Genomic DNA, 13,859 nt, shown 5'->3' on the forward strand with positions numbered 1-13,859 from the left:
GGGCCGTCCCGTGGGTCGGCCCAGGCCTCACCGCGCGGCCGCGGTGAGGCCGGGGCCGACCTCGTCCCCGCTCAGGATCAGCCGGTGCGTCTGCCGCAGCAGCCGGCTCGGCGCAACCCCCAGGTCGTCGGCCAGCCGGCGGCGGGTGCGGTCGAACACGGCCAGGGCGTCGGCCTGTCGGCCGCTGCGGTACAGCGCGCGCATCAGCATCGCGGCCACCGGCTCGTTGAGGGGGTGCTCCGCGGCCAGGGCGAACAGCTCGGCCGCCGCCTCGCAGCACTGGCCCAGACCCAGCTGCCACTCCAACTTCCGCTGGGCGACGGCGATCCTGCGCTCGGCGAGCCGCAGCCGCTCCAACTCTGCCAGCGGGCCGGGCAGTCCGGCCAGGAGCTCGCCGCGGAACAGGTCCAGCGCCCGCGTGCAGAGGCGGACCGCCTCGGTCGGGTCGCCCGCCCGGTGGGCCGCCCCGGCGTCGGTGACCAGGCGCTCCATGCGCGCCAGGTCCACCTCGACCGCACCGGGCACCAGCCGGTATCCGCACCGGTCGTGCTCGATCACCGAGTCCGGGCCGTCCCCGATGCGCAGGGTCTTGCGGAGGCGGTAGATGTGGACCGGTACCACGTTCGTGACCGGCTGATCCGAGCCCCAGACGCCGTCCAGCAGTTCCTGCTGGCTGACGGTCCGCCCCGCGTGCAGCGCCAGTGCCGCCAGCACGGCTTGCTGGCGCAGGTGTCCCAGCTCCAGGGACCGCCCGCCCCATCGGGCCCGCAGCGGGCCGAGTACGGAGATCTGCACCTTCGGTCCTGCCGTCGGGCGGACGGCGCTGCAAGGAAGCGACCCCGCTGCCGCCCGCGTGCGGGGGCCGCGGCCCGGGGCGACCACTCCGCAGTCGAAGGCGTGGACGATGGCGGCGGCCCGGTCGCGCAGCCCGAGCTTCCCGAGGATCCGCGCGACGTGCCCGGCCACGGCCTCCTCGGAGATGGCGAGGACGGCGGCGATCTCGTCGTCCCGCAGGCCGCAGCCGACCGCGTGGAGCACGTCGCGCTCCCGGGGCCCGAGCACGACGGCGCTCGGCCGGCTGGTGGTGGCGTTCGTCGGCATCGCTGCTCCCTGGACTCCGGGCCGGCCGGTCCGGCGGACGCCGTCGACGGTAGTGACGGGGCCCCGGGCCCGGAATCCGGAACGATCCGGAGGAGCACGCGCGGCCGGCCCTGCGTGCACCCGATCAGGAGCAGCGGCAGACCCCTGCGGCCACCCGGTGAGGACCGCCGGCAGACCCCTGCGGCCACCCGGTCAGGAGCAGCGGCCCAGGGTGGGGTGGTCCTTGGTGCGGACGGCGGGGAGCCAGGCGGTGGTGGGGCCGGGGAGGTGGACGCGGTACCAGAGGGTGGAGGTGCGGTCCTCCTCGTCGATGACGGGGAGGCCGGTGGGGAGCTGGCAGTCGGCGTCGAGGAGGTCGCCGTGCCAGACACGGGTGGGAACGACGTTCCCGGCGGTGTAGGCGCGCAGGGGATCGACGGCGAGGCCGAGGCTGCACCGGGGGTCGCGGTCGGTGCGGTCCTGACAGCTGCGTTCGGCGTTGAAGACCCGGATGCGGGTGGGGTGTTCCGCCGGACCGGAGTGCGGCCAGAGCACGGTGGCGGCGACCGCGGCCGTGGCACAGGCGGCGAGGGCGAGCAGGGCGGTGCGCGGTCGTGGGCGACCACGACGGCGGCCGGACCGGTGCGCGCGGATCCGGGTGAGCAGGCTCTCGGCGGTGTGCGGGGCCCGCGCGGCGTGGGTGGGGGCGAGGCAGTCGGCGGCGAGGGCGCGCCAGAACGGTGGGACTTCGGGGGCCAGGCGCAGGGCGGCGCGGCCCTGGGCGTACTGCTGGGCGGCGGCGCTGCGGGCGGTGGGGGTGGCGCCGGGGAAGGGCGGGACACCGGCGGCGAACACCTCGTGGATCACGATGCCGAGCGCCCAGATGTCGGCGGTGGGGCGGATCTTGACGCCGTGTTCGCCGAGCGGCTCCCCCCAGCGCTCCGGCGGGAGGTAGTCGGGGGTGCCCATGGGGGCGGCGTGGCCGTGGGTGCCGGTGAGTTCGATGGCGAGGCCGAAGTCGGAGAGGCGGACCTCGCCGTCCTCGCCGATGAGGACGTTCTCGGGCTTGAGGTCGGTGTGGACCCAGCCGGAGCGGTGCAGGTGGGCCAGGCCCTCGCAGATGCCGGCGACGATCCGGCCGCCCCGGGCCTCGTCGACGCCGGTGGCGAGCAGGTCGCGCAGGGTGCCCCGGGCCCGTTCCATCACCAGCACGATCGCGCCGTCGAGCGCGGGGTGGTCGGGACAGTCCAGGACGAGGGTGTCGAGCAGGCGGACCAGCCGGGGGTGCGGGGCGGTGCGGCCCAACTCGGCTTCGCGGCGAGCGGCTTCGGCGACCTGGCGGGCCTGGCGAGGGGCGAGTCCGGCGATCGGCAGCACCTTGAGCGCCACCGTGCCGTCCACGCCGGCCGTGCTGTCCGAGCCGTCGCAACGAGTGGGGTCGTCCGCCCGGCGGGCGGCGTAGACGGTGGCCCATCCGCCCTCGCCGATGGGCTCGGTGACGATCCAGTCGCCGATCCGGTGACCGGCGGGCAGCAGTTCCTGGCCGGACCCGCGGAAGGCCGGGGCGTGCACCATCGGGCCCTACCTTCGGGGCTCGGCGGCTTCGGGGCGCGGCAGGAGCGCCAGGTGCTCCTCACGAACGATGCCGAACTTCAGGGCGAGGCCCACGACGGCCTCGCGCTTCCCGCTGCGGCGGTCCGCGCGGCCCGCGTCGTCGGGCAGGTCGATGCGGAGCTTCTCGTCGGCGAGGTAGTCGAGGTGCGAGCTGACCGCGCGGGCGGTGAGCCGGGCGCAGGCGGGGTGGTCGCGCAGCCGCGCGACCACCTGGAGAGTGGTGGGTACGGCGGCGGGGGAGCGGTCACGCAGCCACGGCTCGCAGAGCGCGACCAGGACCAGGAAGTAGGTGGCGGTCTCGTCCAGCGAGTACGCCGTCATGGTACGACTCTCCCAGGAGCCGCCACCGCGGGCGTCCGGATCCAGGTAGACGTGGTCGGGCGCGAACACCTGGAAGGACAAAGGCGTTTCACGTCGTGAGGGCAGCACCACCCGGGAGAACTCGAACGGGATCGGCGCGCCGATGCGCCGCGGCGGCACCCGCAGGTACTCGCCGGCGCCCTCCGGGTTCTCCACCAGATAGGCGTGGGTGCTGCTGAGGTTGCTCAACTGCCAGTGGTCGTCGGTCGCGTGGATCTCGCCGGCGAGGCGGGACACCGTCTCGTCGCCGAGTCGGAGCTCCACCGGCGTGCCGGCGGAGCCGCGGCCGAAGCGCGCCCGCTCACCCGGACCGAGCCGCAAGGTCACCGCGTCCTGGCCGTTCCCCTCCGGCAGGTGGACGAGAATCCCGCTCACCGCTCCTCCGTCCCGCGCACCGCTTACCCCGTTTCGCCTGCCGATCGTTGTCGGACGGACGGAACGTTACCTCCTTGAGCATGACAATAAACCGCACGGTGGCGCAGGCCACGTGACGGGGGAGCGGAGGAGCGCGGGAGCGCGGGAAGGGGCGTGCGGGAGGTCAGGGCATCGGCGCCGCCGGGTGCGGCCGCCGCCCGTGGCGGTACGGCCCGCGAGCGGGAGCACGCGGGCTCCCGCTCCGGCCGCCCGCAGCGGGCTGCGCCTGCTGATCGGGGACGTCGTCGCTCTCCGGTGGTTCCGGTGCGGTCAGGGGACGGCGGGTCCGGCGGTGGTGTGGAGCCAGGTCCAGTCGGACCAGGTGGAGAAGCCGGTCTGCCACTTGTGGTGGACGCCGGCGTTGCTGGTGCCGAACACTTCGATCCGGCCGTCGGCGTTGGCGGTGGCGGTGATCTCGGTGCCGGCGCCGCCGAAGGTGTCCCACGGGCCGTAGGGTGCGTTGACGCCGGTCTGCCAGGTGTGTTGGGCGGTGGTGGTGTTGATGGCGAACACTTCGATGCGGCCGTCCGCGGTGGGCTGGCTGGTGAGTTGGGAGTCGGCGGGTCCGCCGGTGGGTTGCCAGTCGGACCAGGTGGTGGGGTTGGTCTGGTACTTGTGGAAGACGCCGGCGGGTCCGGAGGCGAAGACTTCGAGGCGGCCGTCCTGGTTGTGGTCGACGGTGAGGTCGTGGCCGCCGCCGCCGAAGGTCTCCCAGGTGGACCAGGTGCCGTTGGCGGTGGTCTGCCATTGGTGTTGGAAGGTGGTGGTGTTGAGGGCGAAGACTTCGAGTCGGCCGTCGGGGGCTTTGCCGAGTGAGATGCGGCTGTCGGCGGGTCCGCCGGCGGGTTGCCAGTCGGACCAGCCGCTGTTGGGGGCGCTCTGGTACTTGTGGAAGACGCCGGCGGGTCCGGAGGCGAAGACTTCGAGGCGGCCGTCCTGGTTGGAGCCGGTGGCGAGGGAGTGGCCGCCGCCGCCGAAGGTCTCCCAGGTGGACCAGGCGCCGGAGGGCTGGAGCTGGTAGCGGTGTTGGAGGGTGGTGCCGTTGAGGGCGAACATCTCCAGGCGGCCGTCGGGGTTCGGGCCGATCGCCAGCTCGGCACCGCCCGGGCCGCCCAGGGACTCCCAGTCCGACCAGGCACCGCTCACCGCGGTCTGCCAGGCGTGCGAGACGCCGTCGGCACCCGCGGCGAACACCTCCAGCCGGCCGTCCGCCGAACGCGCCGACACCACCCTCCCCGACTGCGCCGGATACACCGGCGGGGTGGGGCGGGGGCCGGTTCCCGGAGTGCAGGGCATGGTGATCCCGCGCTCCGCCAGGTAGGGGATCGGGTCGGTGCGCACGGTCGCGTCCGAGTCGGCCCAGACCCGTAGGTGCAGGTGCGGGCCGCTGGAGGTGCCCTCGCTGCCCATCAGTGCGATCAGCTGACCTGCCGTCACGTGGTCGCCGGCGGCCACGTCCCGCTCGCGCATGTGCCCGTACTCGGTGATGGTCCCGTCCGGGTGCAGGATGCGGATCCACTGGCCGTAGCCCTGCGCCGGGCCGGAGACCAGCACCTGGCCGTCGCCGACCGCGTAGATCGGGGTGCCGTAGTCGTTGGCGATGTCGATGCCGTTGTGCTCGGGGGTGTAACCCTGGGAGATGTAGCCGGCGGCCGGGCAGGACGCGGTGAATCCGGCGGCCGCAGCAGGGGTGGCCGACGCGGGCGCGGCCGGCACGGTGACGGGCAGCAGCAGGGCGACCGCGGCGAGGGCCAGGCGCGCGGCGCGGGAGTACGTTCGACGGCCGAAGGAGGGGAGCACCGGCGCGCCCCTCATGCCGCGCGCAGACGGCCGACGGTGCCGCCGGCCGCCGCCGGGTCGGCGGCGCCCGGTGCCGGGGCGGTGCCGAGCCCGCCGGGGGGCCCGGGGACGTTCCTGCGGGTGCGGTGGTGCGCGGTCAACGTGACCTCCTGAGGGCGCGTGACGGCCATCTGTCCGGACCGCCGGGAGTGGAGCGGTTGGGACGTTAGCCACGCACCGCGCGGCGCAGAACCCGGAACCATCCGGACTGACGGGCGCGGGACCGGCCGAGGAGACTGTCGGGCGGACCGTCTGTCCTGCGGGCGGGGGGTGTGCCGGACAGCGACCGTCATGGGTCGTCAGCAGGAGTCGAGGAGGGGCCGACCGAGCGCGACGAGCCGCGGACGGGGACGGAGAGCACCGCGGCCCGGCCGAGACGGCCGCACACCGGCCGGATCGGGGCAAGCCGCTACGCGGCGTCGCCGGGCTACCCGGCAGGTCGTCCTGCCGAGGGGCCTGTTGAGTGCCCGTCCGGCGCGGCGGGTGGTCGCCGAGGCCGCCGGGTGAGGCGCCGCTGCCGGCCGCTCGGAGGGCGGACGGCAACCGCCTCGCCGGTGGAGCGAGGCTCAGACCTGTCCCTCGCGGCCGGTCGGCAGGGGCTGCTGCTCCTCGGTGGCGGCCTCGGACTGCACGCCGGCACGGAGGCCGACGATCGCCACCACCGCGGCCACGGCCATGATGACCGCCATCCAGTAGAAGACCGTCTGGGTGGCGTGGGCGAAGTCGACCCGGAAGAACTGCGGGATGTCCGCGGTGCCCCCGCTCCCTCCGCTCTGCGCCTGGACCTGGGAGAGGTGGGCGGCCGTGGAGGACGCCTGGGCGGGCGGCAGGCCCTGGGCCACCAGGGAGTCGGTCAGCCGGGAGCGCAGGTCGGTGACCAGGACGGTGCCCAGCACGGCCAGTCCCAGGCTCGCGGCGTAGTTGCGGACCGTCTGGGTGATGCCGGTCGCCTCGCCGTAGGAGAGCCGCGAGGCACGGTTGACGGCGTCCGTGCTGGCGGGCGAGAGCATGAAACCCATGCCGGCGCCGGCCAGCACGACGTCCCACTGCTGCTCGCTGAAGCTCAGCGTAGTCACGTCGCCCGCCCACAGGTAGAAGCCGACCGCGGCCAGCACGCACCCGAGCACCACCGGTCGCTTCGCGCCGCCCCGGTCGAGCATCCGGCCGCCGATCTGCGAGGCGATCACGAACCCGATGAAGAAGTAGAGCAGGAAGACGCCGGCCTCCGAGGAGGAGTCACCCAGCGCGATCTGCGCGTACTCGCTGGAGAAGAAGAACACGGGGACGAAGACCAGCATCGAGATGCCGAGCACGAGGTTCTGCACGAAGAACGCGCGGATGCGGAAGATGTCCACCTGGATCAGCGGCGAGGCGGTGCGTCTCTCGACGACCGCGAAGACGACCAGCAGCGCGGCACCGGCCGCGATGCAGAGCCCGATCGCCGGGTTCGACCAGCCCCAGACCTGCGACTGCTGGAACCCGAAGACGCTCAGTCCGACACCGCCGGCGATCAGGGCCAGGCCCCGGTAGTCCATGGGCGCCGGACGGATCTCCGTCACCGGCTTGGAGACCGCGACCAGCACCAGCGCGACGGCGGCCACCGGCAGGTTCACCCAGAAGATCGCCCGCCAGGTCCATTCGGTCAGGTAGCCGCCGAGGACCGGGCCGATCGCGGTCAGACCGCCCGCGATGCCGAAGAACAGGGCCAGCGCCCGCCCCCGCTCGCGCAGCGCGAAGCTCTGCACCACGATGGCGAGGGCTGCCGGGAACATGATCGCGCCGCCGAAGCCCTGGACGGCACGGAAGGCGATCAGCCATCCCTCGGCCAGGCTCCCGGTGGGGGTGAGGCCGCAACAGGCCGAGGCACCCGCGAACACCACCACCCCGAGGACCACCATCTTGCGGTGACCGACGGTGTCGGCGAGCCGGCCGCCGAACGCGAAGAACGCGGCCAGGGTGAGCAGGTAGGCGTTGACCGCCCACTGCACCCCCGTGCTGGTCAGCTCCAGCTCGTGCTGGATGTTCGGTACGGCGATCGACACGATGGTCTGGTCGATGAAGGTCATCGCAACGGCGAAGATCATCGCCGTCAGCACCAGGTAACGCGAGGATCCGCCGACGGTAGCAGTCTGCATCGTCATCCGTTCGGGGATGCGTCCGCGCGTCACTGCCGGCGGACCACCTGGGGGACGGGCCCGTCGTGGAGCAAGGGGCCCGGATCCCTGCCGTTGGCTCGGCGGCTCCCATGCTAGCGACCGGTCCGCGGCGCACGGCGGAGCCGCGCCCGGAGCCCCCGGCCGCCCTACTTCCCGCCGCGGCTGCTCGCGGCGGCCGCATGCGCCTGACGCGCGCCCCGCACCCGGTCCGGCGCAGCGACGCCACGCGTTCGGCACGGAATCTCCGTGCGGGCGGGACGGTTGATGTTCGGAGAGACGATCCGACGGTTCCGGCACCGATGTGCCGGACCGGCGTCCGGACGAGCCCGCATCGTGAGGTGTGTCCCATGGCTGAAAGCCCTATCCGGGGGATCGATCCCGCGGCCCGGCCGAGCGGGGACGGGTGTGTGGAGTGCCTGGCAGGGGACGGACCGGGGTGGTGGTTCCACCTGCGGCGCTGCGCCGCGTGCGGGCACATCGGGTGCTGCGACTCCTCGCCGTCCCAGCACGGCACACGGCATGCCCGGGAGGCAGGGCATCCGTTCCTGGCCAGCTTCGAGCCCGGTGAGGCGTGGCTGTGGAACATCGAGACCGAGCAGTACTACGAGGGGCCGGAGCTGGCGGCGCCCGTGGCGCACCCGGCCTCGCAGCCGACGCCCGGCCCGCAGGGCAGGGTCCCCGCGGACTGGCAGTCGCACCTGCACTGAGGAGCTCAGAGCGGTGGGACCGGCAGGCGCGGGTCCGTGATGCCGCCCGGGCAGGCGAGAGCGCCGACGTCCCAGCCGGAACGGAGGGCTCCGGCCCGGTACGCGCTCTCGTAGAAGGCGAGTGCGGCCGCTCGCGGATCGGTCTCGCTGCGGGCCGCGTCGTAGCCCAGGACCGCCAGCGGGCTGCCGTTGAGCTCGGTCCACCGCGCGGAGGCGGGTGTCAGCGGGCACTCGGCCAGCCGCTCGGGAGCGGGGGTGGTGTAGGAGTAGAAGGCCGGCTCGCCCAGCTCGGCGTCCCCGAACCAGAACCCGAAGCTGATCAGCTCCCTGGAGTACGCCTCGCGGGTCACCGGGTCCGTCTGCGGCGGCTGGTCGAGGGCGTGGTCGGAGAAGCGGGTGTGGGCGAGGTCGAACGAGTGCCAGAAGAGGTGGACGGGGCTGACCTTGCCCGAGAAGCGCGCCGCGAACTCCTCCAGCACCAGCCCGACCTGGCTGAGCACCTGCCAGTGGCGAGTCGCCCAGGCGGGATCGTAGCCGGCGTGCTCGACGTCCTCCGCGAACGGCCGGTCCGTGTCGGCCAGTCGGTAGGGCCGGGGCACCCGGATCGACACCCGGACGCCCAGTGAGTCCAGCGTCTCCAGGGTCTGCCGGTAGAACGAGGCGACGGACTGGCCGAGGAGCGGGAAGGACCCCTCCCTGCCGTCCACCGTCGCGACGACCAGCCGGTGGTCGACGAAGTCGAAGTCGATGGTGAAGACCGGGTTGCCGTCGACCAGTCCCATGGGCCGTGTGGTGATGCCGCGCCCGGTGAGGTGGAACGGGACGTTCCACCAGTGGTTGCGCCGCACGCTCGCCGCGAGGCGGATCTTGCCCACCACCTGGGAGAAGCGGTGCAGGGTCTCCTTCGTGTCCTGCCACTCGGCGAGTGGCATCGGCGGGAACAGCTCCATCGCGCATCCCTCCTGCCGGGCGGCCGTGGTTCCATGATGGGCGCGACGGTGCGGACGCGCAGACCGGTGGACCTGCTCGGCCCGCCGGGAGGGCGGGGGCGTGGACACCCGGGTGGCTCTCGGCGTCACCAAGGCGTCTCCCCGGTCCGTCCTGTCAGGGCATGGTCGGACGGACCGGGGAGGGGGCGCCGGGCCGGAGCGAGGGGAGGGGGGTCGCTCCGGTCCGGCGGGCTCGCGTGTCAGTCGGCGCAGCGGGTACCGGGGGCGGGCAGCGTGCCGACCACCAGGTAGGCCTCGTACGCCGCGCCGACGCAGGTGTTGCCCCGGCCGAAGGCGCCGTGCCCCTCGCCCTCGCGGGTGAGCAGGGTGGCGTGGGCCAGGCCCTTGGCCAGGTTCTCCGCGGCGGCGTACGGGGTGGCCGGGTCGCCCGTGCTGCCGACGACCAGGATCGGGGCGCTGCCCTCGGCCCGGACGACGTGCGGCTTCTCGGGGGACCGGAAGGGCCAGTTCTCGCACTTGCCGTGCTGGTAGTCCTCGACGGAGACGCCCTGGGTGACCAGCGGGGCCTCGGCCTTGAGCTTGGCCACGACCTGCTGCGCGCGTTCCGGGGACGGCGCGGCGGCGGCCCCGTCGGCGCAGGAGATCGCGTCGCGGGAATCGCTGAAGGCGGTGTAGTGGCCCTTCTCGTCACGGCCGTGGAGGCGGTCGGCGGATGCGAGGAGGAGGTCGCCGCGCCTGCCGACCATGGCCATGGTGAGGGCGGCGCGCAGGGCCGGCCAGGCGTCCGTCTCGTCGCCGTAGAGCAGGGCCTGGGTGCCGGCCCAACCCAGGTCGCTGGTGAGCTTGCGCCCGTCGGCGGTGTCCAGCGGGCCGTCGTGCAGGCTCTCCAGGTAGTCCGAGGCCTTCCTCGCCGCGGTGTCCGGGTCGCTGCCGAGCGGGCACTCGGCGGCGTGGGCGCGGACGCAGTCGTCGGCGAAGCGCCGGAAGGAGGACTCGAACCCGATGGTCTGGTCGATGGACTCGTCCAGGGCGTCGGCGGCGGGGTCGACCGCGCCGTCCAGGATCAGCCGACCGGTCCGGGCGGGGAACTCCTCGGCGTAGAGGGCCCCCAGGTACGTGCCGTAGGAGATGCCCAGGTAGTTGAGCTTCGGGTCGCCGAGCGCCTGGCGCAGGACGTCGAGGTCGCGGGCGGTGTTGCGGGTGCCGACGAAGGGGAGCAGCCTGCCCGACTTCCCCGCGCAGGCGGTGGCGAGCTCCGTGTCCCGCCGGTCGAGCACCACACGACGTTTCGCCGGGTCGACGGGGAGGTCGACCTGGTCGCGGTCGTCCCGCTGCCGGTCGGTCAGACAGATCACCGGGGAGCTCGCCCCGGAGCCCCGCGGGTCGAAGCCCACGACGTCGAAGCGGTTGTGCAGGGCGCCGTCGAAGAGCTTTCGCCCCATCTCGACCATCTCCACGCCGGACCCGCCGGGGCCGCCGGGGTTGACCACCAGGGAGCCGATCCGGTGGGCGGGATCGGCCGCGGGCAGCCGGACCAGCGCGAGGCCGAGCGCGTCGGCGGCCGGGTCGGCGTAGTCCAGCGGAACGCGCAGTTCGCCGCACTGCAGTCCGGTCAGGTCGACCGGTCGGCTCCCGGCGCCCGGCCGGCAGGCGTGCCAGTCGACGTGCTGGCCGTAGAAGGTGCCGAGCCGGGGGTCGGCGGTTCCGGCGGGCTTCGCGGCGCCACCGGCCGGGCCCACGGTCCCGGCGTCGGCCGGTTTGACGGTCGTCAGGTCGTTGCAGGCGGTGGTGAGCAGCAGGTTGCCGACGACGAGTGCCGCCAGCAAGAGGCGGCGGCCGGTCCGGTGGGTGGTCATGGTGGTTCCTGTCGAGCGGGATCGGGTGTGACGGTGGTGCGGTGGGGGAGGGGCCCGGCCGCCGACGGCAGGTGGTCCGGCGGGCTGTCGCGCCGGTCGCCGCCCGCCGGGGGTCAGCGCCATGCGGCGGCCGCTCGGGGTCAGCGCCGTGCGGCGGCCGTGTCCAGGCCGGCGGCGAACCGCGAGAATTCCCTCCGCCAGCCGCGGCGGACGTTCATCCGGGTGGGTGCGTCGTGCCCGGGGAGGGCGAACGGGAAGGAGCTCCAGAGCAGTCGGCGGCGGACCTCGCCCATCCGGCGGACCGCGTCGTCCCGGTCGAAGCTGTAGACGAGGCCGCCCGGCCGCTGCCCCAGCCCCCTGGTGCTGACCCGGTGGAAGTGGACGGACCGCGCGGTGGCGGTGACGAAGTAGGTGTCGGCGTCGAGGCCGCCGCCGAGGCAGGAGAGCCACGGGCTGTCGTCGAGGAACACGCCGAAGACGGTGAGCGGGGGATCGGCCGGATCCATCTCGCGCACCGTCTGCTCGACCTGCTTGATCATGGCGGCCTTGCGCACTGCCATCCGTCCGTCCTCCCGCCCCGGTCGGCCCGGCTTCGGGGCCGGCCCTGTCCGTGACCGATCGGGCGTCGACTGTCGCCCGGGGTGGCCGGGGCGCATCCCGTGCCCCGGCCATGGCCCAACGTAGGCGCGGCGGGAGCCGGAGTGGATGACGGTGGGCACCGAAAGACTTGCGAGGTCCGGGGACCCCTCGGTCCGCAGGAGCCGGGCCGTCCGGCTGTCCCGGCCTCGGCGGAGCTCGGTGTCGCGGCCTCCCATGTGCCCTTCCTCCAGGACGTGTTGGAGGCCGAGCCGGTGTCCTGGGCGGACGGCGGCGTGGTGACGGACGCCGCCCTTGGTCGCCTTCGCCGCCGCTCGTGCGAGTGTGGTGGCGGCCTCGGCGGCCAGGGTCAGGACGGTCGCGGAACCGTGACGACCGGGCTGTGGGCGCGGTGCAGCAGCCCGTGCGGGACGGAGCCGAGCCGCATTCCGGTGAAGCCGCCGCGGCCGCGGCGCCCCACCACGACGGCGAGGGCGTGCTCGGAGGTCTTGGCCAGTTCTTCGACCGGGTGGCCGCGGATCACCTCGTGGGTGAGGTGCAGATCGGGAAAGGACGCGGCACGCCCGGCCGTGGTCTCGGCGAGCTGTCGCCGCAACGTCTGGACGGCCGCCCGCTCGTCGACGTGAGCGATCAGCTGGGACTGCCACACCCATACCGCCCGCAGCGCGGCTCTCCGTCGGGCTGCGAAGTCGAAGGCGACGTCCACGGCGGCCGCGGACGATTCGCTGCCGTCGACCCCGACCACCACGTAGGGCGGGTCCTGGGTGACGTGCTCGGGGCCGCGCACCACCACCACCGGGCAGTTCGCCTGGGCGCTCACCGGGACGGTCACCGAGAAGGCGCTGAGCAGCTCCTCGAGCCGGTTCATCCGGCGTGAGCCCAGGACGACCAGCTCGGCATGAGCGGACTCCCGCCCCAGCACCCGCGCCGCGCTGCCGTCCGTGACGACGGTGGCGATCTCCAGCCCCGGGTGGCGCGTGCGGGCGAGGTCGGCGGCCTTGGCGAGGGCGGCGTCACCGCGTTCGCGCAGCAGTTCGTGATAGCGGTCCTCCTCGGAGCCGCGCCGCTCGTGAACGACCGGCGGTACGGCGTGGAGCAGCCGCAGCGGCAGGCCCCGCCGGTCGGCCTCGTCGGCTGCCCAGGCCAGCGCCATGGGCTCCGGTTCGAGGGCGTCCACGCCGAAGACGACCGTCGGGCGGTCGCCGGCGGACATCATGGCGCTGGCGGACATCATGGCGCTCCTCCACCCGGTCGGCGGGGCCGGCGAGCCGTGGCCGACCGCCGTGCCCACACCGGCACCGTAAGCCCGGCGAAGATCCGCCGCGAGGGCCGACAGTCCCACGACGCACGGGGCCACCCGGCTCTCGGCCCGCCGGGCGGCCTACCGTGAGGGTGGCCGCGGCACGGCAGGCGACACGGTGGAAGCGTCCATCCGGCCCCCGCAGCAGGGGCCGATCGGTCCTAGGAGGGGCCGGGGGCTGCGGCGAGGCTGGAGATCGGGGCATCCGCGCTGTCGGCGAGGAGGCGGCCATGGACATCCGGACGCAGGACGGACGACGCCCGCTGCTGGCCGCCACCGGAGTCCGCAAGGTCTACCGGACCGGAACCGTCGAGGTGACGGCGTTGCGCGACCTCGACCTGACGGTGCAGCCGGGCGAGCTGGTCGGGGTGATGGGGCCGTCGGGCTCCGGCAAGACCACCCTGCTCAACTGCCTCTCCGGCCTGGACGACATCGACGCCGGCCGGGTCGAGGTGGACGGCCGCGACCTGTTCGCCATGTCGGACGCCGCACGCACCGAGCACCGGGCCCACGCGATGGGCTTCGTGTTCCAGGCCTTCAACCTGATCCCGGTCTTCTCCGCCGTCGAGAACGTCGAACTCCCGCTGCTGCTCACCGGCACGCCGCCGCGCGAGGCCCGGGCCCGGGCCGCCGCGATGCTGGAGCGGGTCGGCCTCGGGCACCGGGTGGCACATCGCCCCAGCGAACTGTCCGGCGGCGAGCAGCAGCGTGTCACCATCGCCCGCGCCCTGGTTGCCCGGCCCGCCGTCGTCTGGGCGGACGAGCCCACCGGCAATCTCGACAGCGCCATGGCCGACCAGGTGATGGAGCTGTTGGCCACGCTCAACCGCGACGAGGGCCAGACCATCGTGCTGGTCACCCACGACGAGGCGATCGGCCGCCGGCTGCCCCGCCTGGTGCGGATGCGCGACGGCCGCCTGGTCTCCGACTCCCTCCCCCAGCCTCCGGCCGGGGGTGCCCCCACGGCCGGACTGGTGGGCTGACCG

12 protein-coding genes are annotated in these 13,859 nt (G+C 74.1%); 2 read left to right on the forward strand and 10 right to left on the reverse strand.

Features of this window, described 5'->3' with window-relative positions:
* Positions 1 to 27: 27 nt before the first annotated feature.
* The 6 genes from MCM47_RS29765 to MCM47_RS29785 all read right to left on the reverse strand — a co-directional run bounded on the left by MCM47_RS29765 (position 28) and on the right by MCM47_RS29785 (position 7,448).
* On the reverse strand, positions 28 to 1,101 hold the full coding sequence (locus tag MCM47_RS29765) for a BTAD domain-containing putative transcriptional regulator (RefSeq protein WP_238864780.1): 1,074 nt from the start codon (positions 1,099 to 1,101) through the stop codon (positions 28 to 30).
* Positions 1,102 to 1,293: 192 nt separating this feature from the next.
* Positions 1,294 to 2,655 (reverse strand): serine/threonine-protein kinase, encoded by a 1,362-nt coding sequence (locus tag MCM47_RS29770; RefSeq protein WP_238864781.1) that lies wholly within the window; start codon positions 2,653 to 2,655, stop codon positions 1,294 to 1,296.
* Positions 2,656 to 2,661: 6 nt separating this feature from the next.
* Positions 2,662 to 3,429, reverse strand: coding sequence for a serine/threonine protein kinase (locus MCM47_RS29775; RefSeq protein WP_238864782.1), 768 nt, complete (start codon positions 3,427 to 3,429; stop codon positions 2,662 to 2,664).
* Between the two features lie 309 nt (positions 3,430 to 3,738).
* Complete coding sequence (locus MCM47_RS29780; RefSeq protein WP_238864783.1) at positions 3,739 to 5,268, reverse strand: peptidoglycan DD-metalloendopeptidase family protein; 1,530 nt, start codon at positions 5,266 to 5,268, stop codon at positions 3,739 to 3,741.
* 11 nt (positions 5,269 to 5,279) lie between these two features.
* Positions 5,280 to 5,408: a hypothetical protein gene (locus tag MCM47_RS41980; RefSeq protein WP_255752982.1), complete on the reverse strand. Its 129-nt coding sequence runs from the start codon at positions 5,406 to 5,408 to the stop codon at positions 5,280 to 5,282.
* 465 nt (positions 5,409 to 5,873) lie between these two features.
* Positions 5,874 to 7,448, reverse strand: coding sequence for an MFS transporter (locus MCM47_RS29785; protein ID WP_238864784.1), 1,575 nt, complete (start codon positions 7,446 to 7,448; stop codon positions 5,874 to 5,876).
* Between the two features lie 362 nt (positions 7,449 to 7,810).
* Between MCM47_RS29785 and MCM47_RS29790 the strand changes: the two genes are divergently transcribed.
* Entirely contained in the window at positions 7,811 to 8,170 is a 360-nt protein-coding gene (locus MCM47_RS29790) for a UBP-type zinc finger domain-containing protein (protein WP_238864785.1), read from the forward strand.
* A 5-nt stretch (positions 8,171 to 8,175) separates the two neighbouring features.
* Here MCM47_RS29790 and MCM47_RS29795 read toward each other — a convergent pair whose 3' ends face one another.
* The 4 genes from MCM47_RS29795 to MCM47_RS29810 all read right to left on the reverse strand — a co-directional run bounded on the left by MCM47_RS29795 (position 8,176) and on the right by MCM47_RS29810 (position 12,807).
* Positions 8,176 to 9,120, reverse strand: coding sequence for a DUF5996 family protein (locus tag MCM47_RS29795; protein WP_238864786.1), 945 nt, complete (start codon positions 9,118 to 9,120; stop codon positions 8,176 to 8,178).
* A 239-nt stretch (positions 9,121 to 9,359) separates the two neighbouring features.
* Complete coding sequence (locus MCM47_RS29800) at positions 9,360 to 10,976, reverse strand: alpha/beta hydrolase (protein WP_238864787.1); 1,617 nt, start codon at positions 10,974 to 10,976, stop codon at positions 9,360 to 9,362.
* 140 nt (positions 10,977 to 11,116) lie between these two features.
* Positions 11,117 to 11,536, reverse strand: coding sequence for a hypothetical protein (locus MCM47_RS29805; RefSeq protein ID WP_238864788.1), 420 nt, complete (start codon positions 11,534 to 11,536; stop codon positions 11,117 to 11,119).
* A gap of 386 nt (positions 11,537 to 11,922) precedes the next feature.
* Entirely contained in the window at positions 11,923 to 12,807 is an 885-nt protein-coding gene (locus MCM47_RS29810) for a universal stress protein (protein ID WP_238864789.1), read from the reverse strand.
* Between the two features lie 296 nt (positions 12,808 to 13,103).
* Between MCM47_RS29810 and MCM47_RS29815 the strand changes: the two genes are divergently transcribed.
* Positions 13,104 to 13,856: an ABC transporter ATP-binding protein gene (locus MCM47_RS29815; RefSeq protein ID WP_238864790.1), complete on the forward strand. Its 753-nt coding sequence runs from the start codon at positions 13,104 to 13,106 to the stop codon at positions 13,854 to 13,856.
* Positions 13,857 to 13,859: the final 3 nt, after the last annotated feature.

The organism is Kitasatospora sp. A2-31 (genome assembly GCF_022288725.1).
Classification (GTDB): domain Bacteria; phylum Actinomycetota; class Actinomycetes; order Streptomycetales; family Streptomycetaceae; genus Kitasatospora.